The 20,268-nt window shown below is 68.9% G+C and carries 17 protein-coding genes; 2 read left to right on the top strand and 15 right to left on the bottom strand.

Annotation, left to right across the window (positions count from 1 at the left end):
- Positions 1–147: 147 nt before the first annotated feature.
- The 11 genes from ACFO8M_RS22705 to ACFO8M_RS22655 form a co-directional block, all read right to left on the bottom strand.
- Positions 148–573 (bottom strand): SRPBCC family protein, encoded by a 426-nt coding sequence (locus tag ACFO8M_RS22705; RefSeq protein ID WP_387979856.1) that lies wholly within the window; start codon positions 571–573, stop codon positions 148–150.
- Between the two features lie 275 nt (positions 574–848).
- A complete protein-coding gene (locus ACFO8M_RS22700; protein WP_387979854.1) occupies positions 849–2,483 on the bottom strand; it encodes a glycoside hydrolase family 13 protein in 1,635 nt (544 codons plus the stop codon).
- Entirely contained in the window at positions 2,476–4,128 is a 1,653-nt protein-coding gene (locus ACFO8M_RS22695) for a sugar ABC transporter substrate-binding protein (protein ID WP_387979852.1), read from the bottom strand. Before ACFO8M_RS22695 ends, ACFO8M_RS22700 begins: the two co-directional genes overlap by 8 nt.
- Positions 4,129–4,186: 58 nt before the next feature.
- Positions 4,187–5,182, bottom strand: a complete 996-nt coding sequence (locus ACFO8M_RS22690; RefSeq protein WP_387979851.1) for an LLM class flavin-dependent oxidoreductase — start codon at positions 5,180–5,182, stop codon at positions 4,187–4,189.
- Between the two features lie 14 nt (positions 5,183–5,196).
- The gene (locus ACFO8M_RS22685; protein ID WP_387979849.1) at positions 5,197–5,490 is read right to left on the bottom strand and encodes an ArsR/SmtB family transcription factor; all 294 of its coding nucleotides are present in this window, start codon (positions 5,488–5,490) and stop codon (positions 5,197–5,199) included.
- A gap of 68 nt (positions 5,491–5,558) precedes the next feature.
- The gene (locus tag ACFO8M_RS22680; protein ID WP_387979847.1) at positions 5,559–6,182 is read right to left on the bottom strand and encodes a GyrI-like domain-containing protein; all 624 of its coding nucleotides are present in this window, start codon (positions 6,180–6,182) and stop codon (positions 5,559–5,561) included.
- Positions 6,183–6,225: 43 nt separating this feature from the next.
- Positions 6,226–7,464: an ROK family transcriptional regulator gene (locus ACFO8M_RS22675; protein ID WP_387979845.1), complete on the bottom strand. Its 1,239-nt coding sequence runs from the start codon at positions 7,462–7,464 to the stop codon at positions 6,226–6,228.
- A 24-nt stretch (positions 7,465–7,488) separates the two neighbouring features.
- Positions 7,489–10,077, bottom strand: a complete 2,589-nt coding sequence (locus tag ACFO8M_RS22670) for a beta-galactosidase (RefSeq protein WP_387979843.1) — start codon at positions 10,075–10,077, stop codon at positions 7,489–7,491.
- A complete protein-coding gene (locus ACFO8M_RS22665) occupies positions 10,074–11,000 on the bottom strand; it encodes a carbohydrate ABC transporter permease (RefSeq protein ID WP_387979841.1) in 927 nt (308 codons plus the stop codon). Before ACFO8M_RS22665 ends, ACFO8M_RS22670 begins: the two co-directional genes overlap by 4 nt.
- Positions 11,000–11,968 (bottom strand): carbohydrate ABC transporter permease, encoded by a 969-nt coding sequence (locus ACFO8M_RS22660; RefSeq protein ID WP_387979839.1) that lies wholly within the window; start codon positions 11,966–11,968, stop codon positions 11,000–11,002. The genes ACFO8M_RS22665 and ACFO8M_RS22660 overlap by 1 nt, the downstream gene beginning before the upstream one ends.
- Before the next feature lie 9 nt (positions 11,969–11,977).
- Positions 11,978–13,249, bottom strand: coding sequence for an ABC transporter substrate-binding protein (locus ACFO8M_RS22655; protein ID WP_387979837.1), 1,272 nt, complete (start codon positions 13,247–13,249; stop codon positions 11,978–11,980).
- Positions 13,250–13,522: 273 nt separating this feature from the next.
- On the opposite strand from ACFO8M_RS22655, the gene ACFO8M_RS22650 reads away from it, so the two are divergent.
- Both ACFO8M_RS22650 and ACFO8M_RS22645 read left to right on the top strand, forming a co-directional pair.
- Entirely contained in the window at positions 13,523–15,289 is a 1,767-nt protein-coding gene (locus tag ACFO8M_RS22650) for an ABC transporter substrate-binding protein (protein WP_387979835.1), read from the top strand.
- Positions 15,290–15,355: 66 nt separating this feature from the next.
- The gene (locus ACFO8M_RS22645) at positions 15,356–16,297 is read left to right on the top strand and encodes a cation diffusion facilitator family transporter (RefSeq protein WP_387979833.1); all 942 of its coding nucleotides are present in this window, start codon (positions 15,356–15,358) and stop codon (positions 16,295–16,297) included.
- Here the strand turns inward: ACFO8M_RS22645 and ACFO8M_RS22640 are convergent.
- From ACFO8M_RS22640 to ACFO8M_RS22625, 4 genes are all read right to left on the bottom strand, one after another.
- Positions 16,284–17,462 (bottom strand): hypothetical protein, encoded by a 1,179-nt coding sequence (locus ACFO8M_RS22640; protein ID WP_387979831.1) that lies wholly within the window; start codon positions 17,460–17,462, stop codon positions 16,284–16,286. The genes ACFO8M_RS22645 and ACFO8M_RS22640 overlap by 14 nt on opposite strands.
- A gap of 141 nt (positions 17,463–17,603) precedes the next feature.
- Complete coding sequence (locus tag ACFO8M_RS22635) at positions 17,604–18,890, bottom strand: pectate lyase family protein (RefSeq protein ID WP_387979829.1); 1,287 nt, start codon at positions 18,888–18,890, stop codon at positions 17,604–17,606.
- Between the two features lie 176 nt (positions 18,891–19,066).
- Positions 19,067–19,531, bottom strand: coding sequence for a peroxiredoxin (locus ACFO8M_RS22630; protein WP_387979827.1), 465 nt, complete (start codon positions 19,529–19,531; stop codon positions 19,067–19,069).
- Positions 19,532–19,660: 129 nt separating this feature from the next.
- The gene (locus ACFO8M_RS22625; RefSeq protein ID WP_387979825.1) at positions 19,661–20,077 is read right to left on the bottom strand and encodes a DUF3052 domain-containing protein; all 417 of its coding nucleotides are present in this window, start codon (positions 20,075–20,077) and stop codon (positions 19,661–19,663) included.
- Positions 20,078–20,268 lie beyond the last annotated feature (191 nt).

Genomic DNA, 20,268 nt, shown 5'->3' with positions numbered 1-20,268 from the left:
CCGGGACCGCCGCCGCCGAAATGACGGCCCGTACGCGTGTCAACATGGCCGTGACCTGAGGTGATGAGTTGTAGTAAGCGGCCCTAAGGTCCACCACGATCGGAGCACTTCTCAAGCGCCTGTCATCGCCCTCACGCTCGAATCGCGTCAGCCTTCGGCTTCGATCAAGCGCTCGATGTTGGCGAGGCTGCGCTGCATCGCGGCTGCGAGCTGGTCCCTCATTGAGTCGTCGACGGGGAAGACCGCTCTGATGGTGAGTTTGGTGGTGCTCGGTCGCAAGGACTCGAAGCGTGCGCGGCCCTCGACCCGCATGGGGCCGTCGTTGATCACGGCGCCCATCGCCCGGTCGCGCTCGAACTCGACGATTTCCATGGTCCCTTCTACCGGTGTGCCGAATCTGCTGTTCCGTCTCTGAATGACGGTGCCGACCCCGAGGGGCTCGTCCGAGTCCAGCCACAGCTCGATGTTCGGGTCCCAGCGCGGGTGGTTCTGGACGTGATGGTCCGCGTAGAAGGAGAAGACGTCGCTGACCGGCCGCTCGATGACGGCTGAGACCTCAATGGCGACACTCATGTTCCCCCCTCGTCCTTGCGTGGACAAGGGCATTCTGAGTCCGGGCAGGGCCACGCACCAAGTAAATGCGGGCATCGATATCTCTCGCTGCGGCAGCGCCGCCTGGCGGGTCGGGGCCGGGATGGAGCTGCGAGTCGATCCATAACGCCAACGGTCAGCCCGCATTCGCATGCCGCCACGTCGATCGCGGCGGCGGCGAACCGGCCGGCATCATCGTGCTCACTCTGGCGGGTGAGCGACCAGATCACTCGATTCCTGCCGCTGCCGCAGCAGCACTAGCCGGTCCAGACCGCGCAGTCCGGCGGCAGCATCCCGGCGTCGACTGGAGCGCTCGAGAGGAGCGGTGCGCCTGGGAGGCCCAGGTGTTCCAGGGGGACCGGGTCGGAGTTGAAGCTCACCGCGCAGGCGAAACCGGGGCCGCGGGTGAAGGCGAGGATTCCCTCTGGGGCGGGTCGCAATGCGAATGCGCCGCCGCGCAATTCGGCTCGGGTCCGGCGGAGGGCTATGGCGCGCTGGTACAGCGAGAGCGTCGAATCGGCCGCGCCGCGCTGCTGGGCCACGCTCAGGCGGCCCCATGTGGACGGCTGCGGCAGCCAGGGATCCTGGCCGCCTTTGGGACTGAAGCCGAACGGGGCCTCGTCGCCGTCCCACGGCAACGGGATGCGGCACTCGTCTCTTCCCGCCCTCGCACCGCCCGAGCGGTGCCAGATCGGGTCCTCGTGGAACGCCGCCGGGAGCGGCGGCGCCTGCGGCAGGCCCAGTTCGTCGCCCTGGTACAGGTACGCGGAGCCGGGCAGCGCGAGGCTCAGGAGGGCCATCGCCCGCGCCCGCCGCAGGCCGACCCGCTCGATGCGGTCCAGGTCGCCGTCGAGGTCCGGGCCGTCGAACCACTCGACGTCGCCGCGGTCGCGGGCGCTTTCGGCGGCCAGGCGCGTGGCCGCGCGGACCTCGTCGTGGTTGCCGAAGACCCAGGTGGGGGTCTTGCCGACCGCCGCCATCTCGTCGATCGAGCGGCTGATCGCGTCCCGCACCGTGTCGAGAGACCAAGGCGCCCAGAGGAACGCGAAGTTGAACGCCTGGTCCATCTCGTCGGGCCGGGCGTAGCGGGCCACCCGCTCGACGTCGCGCAGCCGCGCCTCAGCGACCATGATCCGGTCGGGCTCGTACGAGTCGAGGACCTTCCTCCACTCCCGGTAGACCTCGTGCACGCCGTCCTGGTCGAAGTAGGGCCGGTTCCCGCTCACGCCCGCGAACGCCGTGTCGGGCAGCCCGTCCGGTTTGATCAGGCCGTGCGCCACGTCGACGCGGATGCCGTCCACGCCGCGGTCGAGCCAGAACCGCAGCACGTCGGCGAACTCCTCGCGGACCTCCGGGTTCTCCCAGTCGAGGTCCGGCTGCTCGGGTGCGAACAGGTGCAGGTACCACTCGCCGTCGGGGAGCCGGGTCCAGGCCGGACCGCCGAAGACCGACCGCCAGTTGTTGGGCGGCTCGGCCCCGCCGGGGCCGCGGCCGGGACGGAACACGAACCGTTCGCGGGCAGCCGAACCGGGTGCGGAGGCCAGCGCCTCTCGGAACCAGGCGTGCCGGTCGGAGGTGTGGTTCGGGACCACATCGGTGATGACGCGAAGGCCCCGCTCATGCGCGGCCGCCAGCAGCTCGTCGAAGTCCGCCAGGGTCCCGAACTTCGGGTCCACTCCGCGGTAGTCGGCCACGTCGTACCCGCCGTCCACCATGGGCGAAGGGTAGAACGGCGTCAGCCATATGGCGTCGACCCCGAGTTCGACCAGGTAGTCCAGTCGGGAGCGGATGCCGGCGAGGTCGCCGATCCCGTCGCCGTCGGAGTCGGCGAAGCTGCGCACGTAGATCTGGTAGATCAGCGCCGCCGCACTCCAGTTCGAGCCGCTAGTCAATCCGCTCCCCCGTCCTCTGCTCCGGCAACCCTTCGATCGCCCTGCGGCCCAACACCTCCTCGAGGCGCCTCGAAAGCTGCCGTGCCGCGGGAGCGACCTCGTCGCCGTCCACCAATTGCACCATTGTCCGCTGCATCGCGGCCCACACCTCCCCCATCTCGGGGATCGACGGCATGAGGTCGCCTACCCGACAGGCCTCGTAGAACGACCGGACCGCCGGGTCGGACTCGCGGCTGCTGTCCAGGACCTCCCGCAGCGTCGGCACGTGCGGCCACACCTGCCGCAGCTCGGAGGAGACGTCGCTGCGGGTCAGGTGGTCCACGATCAGGTCCCGCGCGATGGCCTTGTTGCGGCCTCGGCGCGTCAGGAAGAACCCGTGGACCGAGACCATGGGCTTGATCGGCGCGACGCCTTCGAAGGGCGGCACCGGTCCGACCGCGAACCGCAGCCCGGCCTGCTGCGCGTCGCTCAGCATCCGCGACGTGCACAGCAGGTATGGCGTCCGGCCCGTCACGAACAGCTCCACGGCCTCGTCGCGGCCGATGCCGGGGCGCAGGCAGTCGAGTCCGGCGCTGCCCAGCTCGCGGAACCGCTCGAAGCCCACGTGGCTCGGCGGCGTGTCGACATGCAGCTCAGCGGGGTTCAGGCTCCCGTCCGCGCCCGACCCGAAGAACCGGCCGCCGCCGGCGAGCACCACCGGGTACATGTAGTACGGGTCGGGGACCTGCATCACGAAGGAGTGCTCGACCGCGCCGGTCCGGCGCAGTTCCTCACCGGCCGCGAGCATGTCTTCAAAGGACGAGGGTGCTTCCGGGGCGAGGTCGGTGTTGCGGATCAGCGCGGTCGAGTCGAACGCGTAGGGAATGCCGTACAGGTCCCCGCGGTACGCCATCGCTTTGAGCGCAAGCGGATCGAAGGCCTCCCGGTGCTTGGGCGACAGGAGGATCGGCTCGATGAGGCCGCTCTCGACGAGGCCGCCGATCCAGTCGTGGGGCCCGATCACGATGTCCGGCACCGGGTCCGAGGCGCCCGTGTCGAGCAGCTCGTCCCGCAGCTCCTCGATCTTCCCCGTCCGGAAGCGCGCCTCGACCTCGAACTCGGCGAGGAACCCGGTGAAGAACTGCCGCAGCGCTTTCACCCGCTTCGCGTCGCCCCAGATGAGCACCCGCTGCCCGAGCTCATGCAGCTGCCCCTGCCGGTCGCGGATCCAGCGCCGGCCCGCGGAGTCGGTGAAGGTGACCTCGACTCGGCAGTGCTCGGGATGCTCGGTTCGCACTGGGCTGCTGTGGACCACCGGCTCTGAGGCGGGCGGCACGACCGCCAGGTCGAAGCGCTCGCTCGAGTTCGGGTCGTGGATGTCGAGGACCGAGAACTTGGCGTCGTACACCGGGGTCTCGGAGGCGTTGCGCACGTAAACGCCCCACCCGCCGTCCACGTCATCGTGGCCCCACCACGCGGAGACCAGCGCGGCCTGGCTCCGCCGCTCCAATGATTCCTGCTTCTTGCGCGTCTCGGCGTTGGCCTCGTCGCGCGAGGACTCGATGCGGTACACGCGCATGGCGGCGATCGCGGCCACCGCCGCGAACGCGAGCGCGCCGAGCGAGGAGACCGCCGAGAGCCAATCGGGGATTTGGGTCCAGTCCACACGCCAAGCCTACGAACCCGGTTCGCCCCATGGGGTTCCGCACGGATCGCGGCGGCGATCAGGCCCGGTGGGCCATGGCCTTCGCCGTCAGTTCGACTGAGCGGACGCGGTCGGCGACCTGTTCGGCGTGGTGGGCGGTGATGATCTCATCGGCCCCTGCGGAGGCGGCGAACGCCTCCAGGAAGGCGCGGACCTCGTCCGGGGTGCCGGCCACGGTGTACTTGGTCATGGCCGAGAGCTGTTGTCCGCCTGGGGAAACGAGGAAGGCGTCGATCTCGTCGTCGGTGAAGTCCCGGCCGCCTTGGCCGCGTGCGATGAAGGCGCGGGCCCGGTTGCGGTAGGAGGTCCGGCGCTGCGCTTCGGCCTCGTCGCGGTCTTCGGCGGCGAAGACGTTGGCCCCGGCGATCACGTACGGTTCGGCCAGCTGCTCGGACGGCTGGAACTCCTCGCGGTAGACGGCCACCGCCTCGTGCAGGGCGTCCGGCGCGAAGTGGGAAGCGAACGCGTACGGCAGGCCGAGCTTCGCGGCGAGCTGCGCCCCGAAGAGGGAGGAGCCGAGGATGTACAGGGGCACTTCGCCGACGGGGACCGGCACGGACTGCACGCCCGGCACCCGCGACTCGCCCTTGAGGTAGCCCTGGAGTTCCAGCACGTCCTGCGGGAACGTGTCGGAGGAGGTCGCGTCGCGGCGGATGGCGCGCATGGTCTGGCGGTCGGTGCCGGGCGCGCGGCCCAGGCCGAGGTCGATGCGGCCGGGGAAGAGCGTCTCGAGGGTGCCGAACTGCTCGGCGATCACCAGCGGGGAGTGGTTGGGCAGCATGATCCCGCCCGCACCGAGCCGGATGGAGTCGGTGTGCTCGGCGACGTGGCCGATCACGACGCTCGTCGCGCTCGAGGCGATGGTCGGCATGTTGTGGTGCTCGGCGTACCAGACCCGCCGGTAGCCGCTGCGTTCGGCGGCGCGGGCGAGCTCGACGCTCGCGGCGAGACTCTCGCGCGCGGAACGGCCCGGCGCGATCGGCGCCAGGTCGAGGATCGACAGGGCTGCGGGCATATCGGGTGCCTTTCTCACAGACTGCGGTGGAGGTCTTCGGTGAACGCGCGGATGCGCTCCTCGTCGCGCCGGTAGTAGATCCACTGGCCGCGTCTGGTGGCCTGGAGGAATCCGGCGCGCTGGAGGATCGCGAGGTGCGCCGACACGGTCGAGGCGGAAGCGCCCGCCTTGACCTGGATCAGCCCGGCGCACACGCCGAGCTCCGCGGTGTCCCCGCAGGGGAAGTTCGCGGCAGGGTCCTTGAGCCAGTTGAGGATCCGCAACCGCGTCTCATTGGACAGGGCCTTGCATTCGTCGAGCACGTCCACCGTCCTTCGGCATTTCGCTAATTTCCGAAACTATCCCGATCCGGGTGCGGTCGGCACCATGAGCCTCGTCACCGCTTCGCGGGCTTCACAGGCTGCCGCAGGATCGTCTTCAGTTTTGCGGGCGCGGTGCGGCGCGCATCGCTGAGGTAGATCTCGTGGTGGTCGCCGTTGAAGGTGAGGTTGTTGTGCGGCAGGTAGTGGTCGTGCAGCTTCTCCAGCGTCGGCGTCTCGCTGTCGTACGAGCCGATGTGCAGGATCTGGACGCAGGTGCCCTCGTTGATCGTGCGCAGCCGGAGCTTCGCGAGCGCGGGGTTCGCCTTCTTGCTCCCGGCCTTCTTGACGGCTGCCACGACCATGTCCTTGTCGATCCAGTCCGGCTGGCCGATCAGCATGGTCCACTTCCACTCCTCCTTGCGGCGGGTGAGGAACACGCTGGGGTCGTCGGCCCGCCACAGCCCTTCCATCGGGGCCACCACGAAGTCCCTGCCGAGGTCGTTCTTGCTGGCGAACTTCAGCGCGTAGGCCGTGCCGTAGAGGGCTTCGACGGCTTGCCCGTACACGGCGGAGGTGTTCGGGTCGCCCTTGCCTTCGACGGCGAGGTACTGAAGCTCGGGCACCTCGACCACTTTGAAGGCCTTGGTCGGTGCCGTGTAGAGCGCTTTGCGGGCCTTCTTGACGTCGTACTTCTCCATGCCCCGCAGTCTTCCATTGCGGTGCGACACAAGTCGTCGAAGCTCAGATGGCGGTCGGGACGCGGGTGGTCACGAGGCCGACGTCGCCGAGGAAGCGCTCCAACGCGATGGTCGCTATGCCCGTGGCGACCGAGTTGCCGCGGACCGTCGAGACCTCGATGGCCAGGTCGGCGGCGGAGTCGCCGGGGGCCTCCTCGTGCACGCGGCGGCGCACGGCCGGGACGAGGTGGTCGCCCAGCGCCCATGCGGTCCAGCCGGTCAGCGTGATCATCTCGGGGTTGACGATCGCGACGAGGTCGGCGATCGCGGAGCCGAGATACCGGGCGGTGCGTTCGAGGGTCTCGGTCAGCGCGGGGTGCGCGGGCGGCTCGAGCGCGGCGGCCAGTGCGCCGATGAACTCGCGCTGCAAGGGCACCGCGGCGAGCGGGTGCTCGGGGGCGATCGCGGCCAGGGTCTGCTGGATCCCGGCCGCGCCCACATAGGCCTCGACGCATCCCTGTCTGCCGCAACGGCACCGGCGGCCGTCGAGGGCGAGGAGGCTGTGGCCCCACTCCCCCGCGCCGTTCTGGGCGCCGCGCAGGATCGTGCCTTCGAGGACGATCCCGGCGCCCACGCCGGTGCCGAGGTTGACGGTGATCATGCTCTTGTGGCGGCGGCCCTCGCCGAACCACAGCTCGGCGGTGGCGATCGCCTTGAGCGGGTTGTCGACGACGATCGGCAGGCCGATCCTGTCGCGCAACCGGTCCACATGGAGCCAGGCCTCGTTCGGCACCACCACGGAGACCTCGGTCCAGCGCTGCATCCCGCCGGGGAGCGAGATGCCCACGCCGAGCACGTCCTCACGGGCGACGCGCGCACCCTCGACTGCGCAGTTCTCAAGCGCGCAGTCGAGGGCTCGCACGATCGCGTCGATGACGTAATCGGGCTCGTCGTGGTGCTCGTCGGTGGCGACCTCGGCCGAGGCCAGCTCGTCGAGCGCGGAGTCGAACACGGTCGCCCGCACGTACGTCTCCGCGACGTCGACCCCGACGATGCGGCCGCGGTTCCCGTTGAGCCGCAACGTCGTCGTCGGCCGCCCGATGCGCCCGCCGGTGCGGCGGGCCTCGGTGACGATGCCGCCTTCGAGCAGGTCGCTGACGACCGTGGCCACCGTCGCGTTGCTCAGGCCCGTCACCCCGGCCAGGTCGCCCCGGCTCGCCTCGCCCGCCGCCAGCAGCGCGTGCAGGACGTCGAGCCGCGACTCGCTGCGGATGTCGCGGGAGGTGCGCCGGGTGACGGCCATGTGGACTCCTGGTTCGCTACTGGATCATTCCGGCGTGGCGGCGGCGCTCACGCTCGCGAGGCGCGGCCGGTCGCCGCCGGCGGTGCCGCGGACCAGCAGGCGCACCGTGCCGGTGTTCCATGATTCCGGAATCCACAGTCGCCCAGGGTCCCCGCCGGTGAACTTCGGCCGGGCCGCGTCGTCGAGCCAGACGCGTCCCAGCAGTTCACCGCGCACGAACGCGCTGACGCGCACCTGCTCGCCCTCGAACCGCAGCGAGCGGCCGCCGGACGGGACGGCCACGTCGAGCCAGGTCTCCTCGCCGGGCGCGAGTTCGAGCGGCAGCTCGATCCCGGTGCCGCTGCCATCCTTTTGGGACAGTTCAAGGAGGGCGTCGTCGGCTTGCGCCTCGACCTGCCAGTCTCGCACAGCCTCCAGGCGCAGCAGTGTCGCACCGCCGCCGTCGACCGGCCAGTGCGACATGGTGATCGCGACTTCCCGGCCCGCGCCGGGGGCGAGGTGCACCCACGGGTCGTTCGGGCTCACGATGCTGGAAACGCCGTCCACCGTGATCTCGCACGGGGTCTGGAGTCCGTCGAGGTGCAGCGCGTAGCCGCTGGTGCCGTCCACGGGCAGGGCGCGCCGGTACGTGGCCGGGCGCCCGATCCGGGTGCTGCTCCAACCGGCGAGCGTGCGCACCGGGGCCGGTTCGCCGGCCCACTGCTCGCCGCCGTCGACGGTCCACAGTGAGGCGATGTCCTCGCTCGATGCGATCGCCCAGACGCGGCCGAGGCCGCGCAGGGAGCCGATCGCGAGACCGGGCAGACGTGAGTCGTCGAAGTTGGCGTGGCCCCAGGTCTCCACCGTGGCGTCGAGCCGCGAAGCGCCTCCGACCGGGATGCGAACCGTCGCACCGAACTTCGCGAAGCTCGGCAGCGCCGAGCCGTCGAGCGCGAGGTCCACGATGTCGCCCGCGCCTTCGATCAGGAGCTCCGCGATGCCGTCCACGGCGGCCGCGTAGTGCGTGCGGCCCCGGTAGACGCCGACCGCTTCCGAGGCCGGGGGGAACTCGTGCGCGGTCGTCTCGCCGGAGCGGGTCTCCAAGTCGAGACGCGTTGCAACGGTGAGGATCTCCGGTTCCGGCAGCGGCTCGGAGATGACACCGAGGGTGTCGTCCGGGGTCGCCACGTCCTCGGGGTGGAAGACCTCGACGGTCCAGCGGTCCCCGCCGGAGTACACCTCGGTGAGCACGGGCGCACCGAGTTCGGGCGCGTCGAGCTCGACGAGTTTCACGCCGTCGGCGCCTTCGAGCGCGATCGTGCTCGGCACGCGCGAGGCGAACTCGAGCCCTTGGGAACCGGCGCCCACGAGGTCCGCCGAAGCGAGCCGAAGCGTGCCGGGCAGGCCGAAGCCCGCGAGCGGCAGGTCGCGCAGGACCAGCGCGCACGAGAAGGGCGCCAACGCGATCGCGGTCTCGGGCAGGTCGCCCGAAGCGGCGAGGGTCGCCGTGCCCGCCTCGTCGCCGAGGTTAGGGACGCCGGTCACCGTGCCGCCGCCGTCCAGGACCAAGGTCGAGGCGGAGGCGCTGGTGGAGACGGTCGCGTCAACGAGCGCTTCGGCGGAGGTGGCCTCGGCCCTGGTGAGGGCCGGGCCGAGCGTGCGGGCGAAGGCCGCCAGGACGCGGGCCTCGGCCGTCTCCGAGCGCGATTCGCCCACAGGGGACAGATAGCCGCCGAAGTCGTAGTCGTGGGTCATGAACCCGCCCGGGTCGCCCCAGTTGCCGACCGAGGGCGTGTACCCGAAGTCGTAGCCGGAGGCCTGGAGGTACGGCGCGAGCAGGGTCGCGCCGCTGACCAGGAGCCGCCGCAGCGTCGTGTGGGCACGGTTGGTCTCGGTGACGAGCAGCGGGAGTCCCTTGGCGCCCACGAGGTCGGCGTAGCGGCGGACCTCGGCCTCGACGAACGGCGAGCGGTCGTCGGGGTAGAAGTTGAACGCCGGGGCCACGCCTTCGACACCGCCCGTGGAGCCGATCAGGTCGCCCTGGCCGGCGCAGGCGACGAGCGGCACGTCGATGCCGTGGCCGATCGCCATGTCCCGCAAGGCGGTGAGGTAGGCGTGGCGGTCGTGCGTGTCGAAGAAGTCGAGCTCGTTCTCGAGCTGGACGGCGATCACGCTGCCGCCGCGGCCCCACTGGCGTTCGGCGAGGAGCGGCATGGCCTGGTCGAACCAGCGCTGGACCTGCGCGAGGAACTTCGGTTCCGCTTGGCGCAGCCGGAGTCCGTCTTCGAGTGCGAGCCACGAGGGCAGCGCGCCGCCGTCCCATTCGGAGCAGATGTACGGTCCGGGCCGGGCGATGACCGCGAGACCGGCCTCGTGCGCGAGGTCCAGGAACGCGCCGACGTCGTGGCGGCCCTCGAAGTCCCACTCGCCCGGGGCCGTCTCGTGGAAGTTCCACGGCAGGTAGACGTCGATCGCGCGGTAACCGGTGGCGCGGACCTGCGCGAGGCGCGCCTCCCAGACCTCGCGGGGAAGCCGGAAGTAGAACAGCGACGCGCACAGCAGCGCTTCCTCGCGGTCGTCGAGGACGAGCCCAGAGCGTCCGAGCCGGACGGTCGCGGTGGACGGATCAGTCACTTCACACCAGCACTTCCACCTTGAAGGTTCATTTCGTACAGGTACTTCTGGCCGAGGTAGTAGATGACGATCATGGGGAGCGTCAGGATGATCGAGCCGACCATGACGAGGTTCCACGGCGGCAGCTGCATCTCGTTGCTCGTGCCCGTCATGTACTGCAGGCCGAGGGCGAGCGGCATCGATTCCTCGGAGTTGAGGTAGATGAGCGGGCCCATGAAGTCGCCCCATGCGTGCGTGAGCGTGAAGATCGCGATGGCGGTGAGGATCGGCCACATCATCGGCAGGACGATCCGGCGGTAGACGCCGAAGTAGCCGAGCCCGTCCATCTGAGCGGCCTCGTCGAGCTCGCCCGAGATGCGGGAGACGAACTGCCGCACCAGGAACACGTTGAACGCGTTGGTGAAGAAGTTCGGGATGATGAGCGGCAGGTACGTGTTGACCCAGCCGAGTTCCTTGAACAGCAGGAACTGCGGGATCATCGTGATCTGCGCGGGGATCATCATCGTGGCGAGCACGATGAGGAACATGACGCCCTTGCCGGGCGCGCGCAGCCTCGCGAAGGCGTAGCCGACGAGCGACGAGGACAGCACCTGGCCCACCGCGGACAGGGTCGCGATGATGACCGAGTTGGTCACGAAGCGCCCCACGGGCAGGCCGGTCGCGGTGAAGACCTCGGTGAAGTTCCTCCACTCGAACTCGGTCGGGATGACCGTGAACGCGTTCTGCGAACTGGTCAGGTCGCTCGACAGCGCGATCGAGATCATGAGGATGAACGGCACGAAGAAGATCGCCGAGACGACGAGCAGCACCGCGTAAGTGGCGGGCGAGGCCTTGAAGACCGACAGCCCCCTCGTGGCGAAGTCGGCCGCGGACTTCTTCCGGCCCTTCTCGACCGCGTGGTCGGGACTCTGGGTGGCGGTCATCAGCGCACCTCCGTCTCGTAGAAGACCCATTTGCGGGACGTGCGGAACGCGATCAGGGTGAAGGCCATGATCACGACGAAGAGCAGCCAGGCGACCGCCGAGGCGTAACCGAAGTGGTAGAACTTGAACGCCTCGTCGAACAGCAGCGGCACCACGGTCTTGCTGGCGTTGTTCGGACCGCCACCGGTGAGGATGTACACCTGCGAGAAGATCTGGAACGCCCCGATCAGCCCCATGATGAGGTTGAAGAAGATCACCGGGGTGATCTGCGGGAACGTCACGGACCAGAACTGGCGCCAGGGAGTGGCTCCGTCGATCTCGGCGGCCTCGTAGAGCTCGCGCGGGATGCCGTTCATCGCCGACAGCAGCAGCACGGTCGCTCCGCCTGCGCCCCATGCGGACAGGACGATCAAGGCGGGCTTGACCCAGGCCTCGTCGATGAGCCAGTTCGGCCCGTCGATGCCGATCCACCCGAGCAGGTCGTTGAGCGGACCTGAAGGCGCGAGCACCATCTTGAAGACCATCGCGGTCGCGACGAGCGGGACCAGCGTGGGCAGGTAGATGAAGGTGCGGAACAGCTTGCGTCCGCGCACCCGCTTGTTGAGCAGGTTCGCGAGCCACACGCCGATGACCAGGCCGAGCGGCACGGAGATGAGCGCGTAGTAGAAGGTGTTGCCGAGCGCCTTCCAGAAGATCGGGTCCTCGGTGAGCGCTTCGGCGTAGTTCTGCAGCCCGACGAACTCGGGCGCCGTGAACGAGTCCCACTCCGTCAACGAGATGTAGATGGAGGCGATCATGGGGCCGAGCAGGAACCCGACGAACCCGATCAGCCACGGCGAGATGAAGAGCCAGAAGTAGAAGGCTTCCTTCTTGCGGCGGCGGGACATTTTGGCGCGGGGGCGGCGCCCGCCGGCGCGGCGCGCAGTGGTGCGCGCCGCGCCGGTGGCTTCGCCGACGTCGATCGACATGAGAGCGTCCTACTCGATGGTGGACTCGAGTTGCGTCTGGATCTTGTCCAGCTCGGTCTGGGCGTCGCCGCCCTCGTTCCAGAAGGTGCCGAGGTTGTCGTTGAAGGCCGCCTGCATCTCCTCCCACTCCGGGATGAACGGAGCGCGGAAGATGAACTCGGAGGACTCGCCGAACGCGGCCATGTTCAGGCCCTCAGGCGCCCACGCGGGCTTGAGGAACGCGTCGGACTGCTGCACCGCGATGTTGGCGGGCACGTCCTGGGCCTTGTCGATGATGACCGTCTGGGCCTCGGTGTCGGTCAGGAAGTCGATCGCTTCGAAGGCCTTCTCGGGGTTGTCGCTGTCGCGGGTGATGGACAGGCCGGAACCGAAGGCGGAGACCGCCTGCTCCTGGCCGCCCCACAGCGGGGCGATGCCCCAGTTGATGTCGGACTCCAGGAGCCCGCCGATGCCCCAGAAGCCGGTGGCGTTCATCGCGACGGTGCCCGCGGCGAAGGCGGGGTCGCCGCCCATGTCCGGGCCCATGTCCGCGTACTCGGCCGCGGTCGGCGCGTAGTGGTACTTGTACTGCAGGTCGTTGGCCCACTGGAGGGCTTGGACGACCTCAGGGGAGTTGACCGTGGGCTTGCCGCTGTCGTCGATGATCTGCCCGCCGTTCTGGTAGGCGAAGCTCCACCACTGGGCCCACCAGCCCGCGCCCGAGAAGCCCCACTGCTCACCTGGGATGGTCAGTTTCTCCATGGCGGCCTGGGCGTCTTCCTGGGTCCAAGCGGCCGTGGGGTACTCGACGCCCGCGGCGTCGAACAGGTCCTTGTTGTAGTAGAGGATCATCGCGCCGGAGCGGTCCGGGATCGCGTAGGTCTGGTCCTCGTAGGTGTACAGCTCTCCGGCAGGTCCGAAGCGCTCGTCCATGTTGAGGCCGGCCGACTCGATGTACTCGTCGAGGGGAAGCAGCTGGCTCTTGGAGGAGTACGAGTTGACGTTCTCGGCGACCTGCATGATGTCGGGGCCGTCGCCGCCCGCGATCATCGTCTGGACCTTCTGCGCGTACTGGTCCGAGGGGATCAGCTGGAGTTCGATCTTGGTGTCGGGGTTCTCGGCCTCGAAGAGGTCGATGCGCGCCTGGTAGGTCTCCTTGTCGAGGTCGCCGCCCCAGACGACCATCTTGAGGGGCCCGTCGTCGCCGGAGTCGCCTCCGCCGCACGCCGCCAGAGCTGCTGCACCGAGCATCACCGTTGCGGCGAGCCCGGCGCCTCTGCGCCACTTAGCCTTGTCCACCATGTCTTCCGCCTCCTTGCGGTCGGGGGTTCGGACGCCGACGGGCCGTCGGCGCGAGTTAAGACAAGGCAAAATCTAACCCATAGATTAAGGGTTGAATAGATGCGATGGATAACAATTTCGCTGCGGTGAACATGGGATGACAGGACTGAGTTGGCGATCGAACGCAGATACACTAGTATTCCTATCGTTTTAGTTGACTTCCATTTCGAGTGGCATTATGGTGTGATGCGTGCCTGTGGGCACTTCCCCCCATATATCGCGAAAGGGTCTGCCATGCCCGAGACCGAGCCGCGTCGCGGCTTTTGGACCAAGTCAGCAGCCGTCGCCACCGCCGCCCTCACCCTGGTGGCGAGCGCCTGCGGCACTGATGATGCCGCCGAGACCGGTGCCGGCTTCGAGGACTGCCTGACCGAACCCACCACCTGCAACTCCGGGCCCCGAGCCGAGGGCGGCGACCTGGTGTGGGCCGTGGGCGGCCAGTGGGAGGCCTGGGGCCAGGCCGACCTCTACGGATCCAGCCTGTCCACTTCGATCGTCAACCAGCCGCTGCGCCCCACCGTCTTCACGTACGACCAGTCCGGCGAGATCCACTACAACGACGGGATCTACTCCGAAGGCCCCGAACTGCTCTCGGAGGCGCCGATGACGGTGGCCTACCACCTCAAGGAGGACACGACCTGGGGCGAGGGCACCCCGATCGGGATCGACGACTTCCTCTGGCACTGGAAGGCCACCTCCACCGACGAGGCCCAGTGCGCCGGCTGCACCCCCGCGACCGACTACGGCTCCAATGTGGCCTCCATCGAGGAGGGCGAGGACCACACGATCGTCGTCACCTACAAGGACGACTACCTCGACGCCGAGTGGTACGCCGCCCAGGTCATCACCCACCCCGCGCACATCGCCGAAGCCCGAGGCCACACCGACTGGCGCACCGACCCGGCCGTGATGGCCGCGTCCGTCGCCGACTTCTCGGAGAACCCGCCGCTGGACTACAGCGCCGGCCCGTTCAAGATGGTCGAAGGCGTGCTCGGCGACTACGCGAAGTACGAGCCGAACCCCGAGTGGACCGGCTCGCAGCAGTCGACACTCGACTCCTTGACGCTCAAGTACATCGAGGGCGCCGACGCGATGGCGACCGAGCTGCGGCAGGGCACGATCGACGGCGCCGCGCCGAGCAGCTTCGACCCGGAGATCCTGGACCAGCTCGCGGGCGAGCAGGACCTGAAGTTCAGCGTCGCGCCCCAGTCGGGCTGGTCCCACATCGACGCGAACTTCGACAACCCGTTCCTGGCCGAGGAGCCGCTGCGCAAGGCGATCTTCACCGCGATCGACGCCGACGAGGTCAACGCCCGCGCGTACGGATCGGCCTTCGCCGACACCGAGACGATGAGGAACGTGCTCTTCCGTCCCGACTCGGAGTACTTCACCGACCAGATCGGCGACTCCGGGCTCGGCTCGGGCGACCTCGACGCGGCCCGCGCGATCCTCGAGACCGCCGGGTACACCTGGAACGGCGACGCGCTCCTCACCCCTGCCGGCGAGCCGGTGTCGCTGCGCTTTCGCACCGGCATCGAAGGCGAGGCCTTCAACCCGATCATCCAGGACCTCGTCATCACGTACCTGGGCGACCTCGGGGTCGAGGTCACGACCGACCCGATCCCCAACGGAGAGCTCAACTCCGTGCTCGAGGCCCGCGACTGGGACCTGATCCTGTTCTCCTGGATCGAGACCCCGCTGTTCGCCGCCTCGGCGCTCGACTACTGGGGCGAGGGCAACCACACCGGGTTCCAGAGCGCCGAAGTGGACGCGATCGTCGCCGAGCTCGCCACCACGCTGGACCGCGACCGCGCGGCCGAGCTGAACAACCAGGCCGCGCAGATCTCCCTCGACGAGTCGGTGCAGCTGCCGCTCGCGTGGACGCCGGCGCTGGTCATGGTGAACAAGGACGTGGTGAACGTCCGCGACAACTGGGCGACCACGATGCGGGTCTTCTACAACGTGGGCGAGTGGGGCTACCTCGACGAGAACGCCGAATAGGCCGATGCGGCCGGGCTTCGGCCCGGCCGCGGCATCTGCCGACCGCGCTCGCATAGGCTCGGAGCCGTGAGCGATGCGGCAGAGGTGAAGTCAGAGAGCGTGATCACGGTGCTGGTGGCCGCGCTGATGAACCTCGGCATCGCCGTGGCGAAGCTCGTCGCCGGGCTCCTGGGCGGGTCGGCCGCGATGGTCTCGGAGGCGGCGCACTCGGCGGCCGACACCATCACCGAGCTCATGCTCTACATCGCCTTGCGCAACAGCGTGAAGCCCGCCGACGAGCGGCACCCGTTCGGCTACGGCAGCACCCAATACATGTGGGCGGCGCTCGCGGCGGCGTTCACGTTCGTGGCGGGCGGCCTGTTCTCGATCACCCACGGCTTCCACTCGATGAACGGCGGCGCCGAGGGCGACTACCGCATCTCGTATGCGGTCCTTGCCATCTCGTTCGTGCTGGAGGCGGTCTCGTTCGGACGGACCATCGTGCAGCTGCGGAGCGAGTCCCGGCACTGGAACGTCCGCCCGCGCCTGTTCCTGCGGCACACGCCGGACACGAGCCTGAAAGCGGTGTTCCTGGAGGACCTCGCCGCGCTCATCGGCCTCGTGCTGGCCGCGACGGGCCTCCTGCTCACCGAGTTCACCGGGAACCCGGTCTACGACGGGACCGCGTCAGTCCTCATCGGCGTGCTGCTCCTGATCGTCGCCGTGCTGCTCGGCCAGGCGAACCTGTCGCTGCTCATCGGCAAGAGCCTGCCGTCGCGCTTCCAAGAGGAGCTGCGCGCCGAGCTCGAAGCGGGCGAGGACATCGCGGCAGTGCAGGAACTCCTGACCCTCCAACTCGGACCGACATCGGTGATGGTCGCCGCCAGGATCGACTTCCGCGACAGCGCGAACGGCGAGGCCATCGAACGTTCCTGCCGGGCGCTCGAGGCGCGGCTGCGCGAGCGCTACCCGATGGTGCGGTACGTGTACCTGAGCCCTTGGGGGGACGCGGACCTCACCCCTCGATGACCTCCTGGGCGTTCGCGAGGTAGCCGCGCATCTCCTCCTGCCAGGCGTACGTCTCGTCTTCGATGTCGAGGTAGTAGCGCAGCTGCGCCTGCTCCCAGGCGTGGTCGGCGGCCTCGCGGAAACCGGACTCATCGCCGCACGCGGCGAAGTCCGCGGCGAGGTCGCGTTCGAACGCGAGCCAGGCTTCGACATCGGCCACGTCGGGGACCTCCTCGGGGACCTCGGGCCAGGGCCCGGTGGTCTCGGTGCCGATGTCCGCCGGGTTGACCGTCTCGCCGGCGGCGACGAGGTATTCGCGGACGAGGATCCGGTCGTTCTGGAACTCCCAGCCGGTCGAACCACGGTCGGCGAGGCAGTCGAGCAGGGGGCCTTCGGCGTCGGCGGTGCGCTCGGCGTACCGCTCGTGCATGGCCTGCCCGTCGCCGTTCGGCGGCTCGGGGCGGTAGAGCCAGTCGGTCCAGCCCTCCTCCTCGTTCTCCGAGGCCTGGAACTCGCCGTAGACGGCCTCGACCATCTCCAGGAGGCAGCCCTCGGGGGGCGGGTTGACGTAGACGCCCTCGCCGCTGGCGTCGGTCTTGGTGCCGGGGCCGCCCAGGTCGGGGTACTTCGCGGCGGCCCAGGTGTCGCCCCCGTAGGCGACGTACCAGGCGAACTGGTCGGCGGGATCCTGGAGGTAGAACTCGTCGAGCTCGTCCGTGAACATCTCCGCGGCGAGCTCCTCGCCCATCGACAGCGCCAGCTCGGCCTGCAGCTCGGCCTCGTGCTCGGCGTAGAGGGCCGCATCGAAATCCTCGGCGCCGTCCAGGGCCGCCCACTGCCAGAAGCCCCGCCGCTCGGCCTCTTCCACAGTGGGCAGGAAGGTGTCGTACGGCGGCGCACCGAGCAAGTTGTCGGTCTCCGGGGGCACCATGGAGTTGAAGATGCCGGGGTCGTGGAGGGTGAAGCCCTGTTCCTCCAGGCAGTCCTGGATGATCCGGGCCTCGGACTCGTCGAGTTCTGCGGTGAGGCGGTTGCTCTCGTTGTACATGTCCGTCAGCCGGCCCTCGTAGGCCGCGAAGTCGAGGTCCTCCTCCGGTTCTTCGAACCAGGAGCAGCCGGCGGCGGCGGTCAGGGCGAGGACGGCGGCGGCGATACCGATCCGCTTGAGCAGCAAGGGGAATCCCATCGTCGGAGTCATCGCCGCATAGACGCGCCGAGTCCGTTCCCGGGTTGCACCGCTTCGCGGCTTTTCTCCGGCCGGCGAACGGGCCGCCTTCGCGAGGCGGCCGGGCGCACCGATCGGTCGGATCGGTGCGCCCGGTTGCCGTCAGCGGAGCTTTTCTGCTCCGGCCCAGGCTTGGACCAGGCCCGGCACGGCCCAGGTGGTGTGGATCTTCCCGTGGAGCTCCGGGAACTCCGTGATCTCGCTCGTCATGGGGGCTTCGGGGTGCGCCTCGTTCCAGGCGGCGAGGAGGTCGACCCACTCGCCGTTGAAGAGGCTGCCCTCGATGTGCATGGCGTCGCCGCCCCAGTTGTAGAGCGCCTGCGAGGGCTCGACGCCCTCCATGTCCCAGGCGTTGTTCTCGGCGTAGATCGCCGAGTACTTGCCCGAGCCGATCGAGTAGTAGTACGGGTAGTCCGTGTCGGGGTCGCGCGTGAAGTAGTTGTTGTACACGTGGGCCTGGCCCCAGCGCAGTCGCGGGGAGCGCTGGCCGGTGGTGTCGAACCAGTTGTGGTGGATGGTGACCCGCAGCTTGTCGGCCTCGCCGTAGCGGTCGGAGTCGGTGTTGCCGATGAGCATGGTCTTGTCGTGCGCGCCGATATGCGACCAGGAGACCGTGATGAGGTCGGAGGCGCGCACGATGTCGATGCCGCCGTCGAGGTGCTCGACGTGGGCGCCCCAGATCTCGGGTTCGGCGTAGTCGTCGTAGCCGCCGTCGTCGACGGTGAGGTGGTCGAGCCACACATGGGTGGCGCCGCTCAGCTCGAAGTTGTCGAACTCGCCGTCCCAGGCGTCGCCTTCCCAGGCGGGGAAGCAGTCGTAGGAGTTGTGGATGCCGAGGTTGCGGACGATCACGTTGTCCACGTTGCTGATGTAGAACGAACCGTGGGTGACCGAGGCGGCGCCGTCTCCGACGATGGTGGTGTTGGCGCCGATGTTGAGCAGCACGTGTTCGCGGTAGGCGTCGTAGGAGCGGTCCCGGGCCTCTTCGACCGGTCCGGCGGGGGCGTTCCAGCCCCAGACCTCGGGATCGTAAGTCTCCAGGTAGGACTCCCAGGTGTAGCCGGGGTCGTTCCAGGCTTCGCAGGTGAGCGCGCTGCCGTCGGCGTCGGTCCAGGCGTCGATGTCGCCCTTGACCTTGACGATCTTGGGCTCGTCGCCTTGGACGGCCTCCTTGAGCTCGGCCCAGGTGTCCACGGTGTACACGTGGTCGCGGGCGGCGTCGGCGCCGCCGGTGGTGCCGCCGTCGTAAGCGGCCCAGCCGTCGTTCGCGGCGAGGGTCTGGCGGCCGAGGTCGTGGCGGCCGTGCGCGTCGGCGGCGCCGGGCACGGACGTGGCGGCCAGTGCCGCGATCGCGGCAGCGGCGAGGACTCGTCTGACAGGACCGTTCATCGTCGAATGTCCTTTCGGGGTGAGGGGGCGCCCGGTTCACGGAAACCGGTTGCAGGAAACCGATTGCCCTAGCCTGTCGCAACAGGAACCCCATGTCAAGCATTCGACTATGTCAATATCAGCGGACACGGAGAAGGGTCGCCGAGGAAATCCCCCAGCGACCCTTTCGGCTCGTCCTAACCCTGCAGCTCGGACAGGGCCTTCTGCCAGGCGCCCTGGTCGCGGGCCTCGCCGGGCATGTTCATCTCGGCGAAGCGCACGACGCCCTGCTTGTCGATGACGAAGGTGCCGCGGTTCGCCATGCCCTTCTCCTCGTTGAAGACGCCGTAGGCCTGGGCGACCTCGCCGTGCGGCCAGAAGTCGCTCAGCAGCGGGAACTCGAAGCCCTCGCGCTGCGCCCAGACCTTGTGGGCGAACGGGGAGTCGATGGAGACGCTGAGGACCTGGACGTCGTCGGTCTGGTAGGCGTCGAGGTTGTCGCGGATGCCGCACAGCTCGCCCTCGCACACGCCGGTGAAGGCGAACGGGTAGAACACGAGCAGGACGTGCTTCTCGCCGAGGAAGTCGGCGAGGCTGACCTCCTGGTTGTTCTGATCTTTCAGGGTGAAGCCGGGGGCCTTGGTTCCGGGTTCGATCGGCATGCGCGCTCCTAGCGGTCCGGCCCTCGGCGGAGGGCCTGCTGGTCTCTGGCGCCCTGAACGTTATCGCCATCCGCGCGCGCCGTGGACCGGGCCCGCCCGGAGAGGACCCTCGCGACAGCTCCCGTCCGCTCAGCGGCGGGCGACGACCATCCGGGAGGCGACCCAGTCCGGGGACGCGTTCAGGGTCTTCGTCGATTTGAGACCGGCGAGGGCCATGGACTCCTCGATGTCGGCCGGCTCGATGTGCCCGGGCCGTCCGGCCTTGGGGGTGAGGAGCCAGACCACGCCGTTGTCGGCGAGGGGGTCGCGCGCGTCGAGCAGGAGGTCGACGAGGTCACCGTCCTCTTCGCGGCACCACAGGAGCACCGCGCCCACGATCTCGTCGGAGTCCTCGTCGAGGAGCTCCCCGACGGCGTCGATGACGGCGGTGCGCAGGGCCGCGTCGACATCGGTGTCGAAGCCGATCTCCATGACGGATTCGACACCGTCAAGCCCGAGTCGCTGCACCACACTCGATGAGTCCACCGGGCTGCTCGGAGCGTTCACTACATCCCCTCCATAAGTTGGGCTGCCAGAGCGTACCGCTCGGCTCTGCACAGCATATGAACTAGAGCATATGGCGTGCGGCATATCCGGCGCTCGCGCCCGCGCGCGAAAGAAGCCCGGCCGGGCCGTTCGCAAAGCCGTGCGGGATGAAGGTGCGGACACGTTCACATGGCGGTGATCTCGCTTTCCGA

This window comes from Glycomyces rhizosphaerae (assembly GCF_042647865.1).
GTDB classification, from domain to species: Bacteria; Actinomycetota; Actinomycetes; order Mycobacteriales; family Micromonosporaceae; genus Glycomyces; species Glycomyces rhizosphaerae.
The sequence above is the reverse complement of the archived record's forward strand: the minus strand, read 5'-3'. Positions and strand labels throughout refer to the sequence as shown.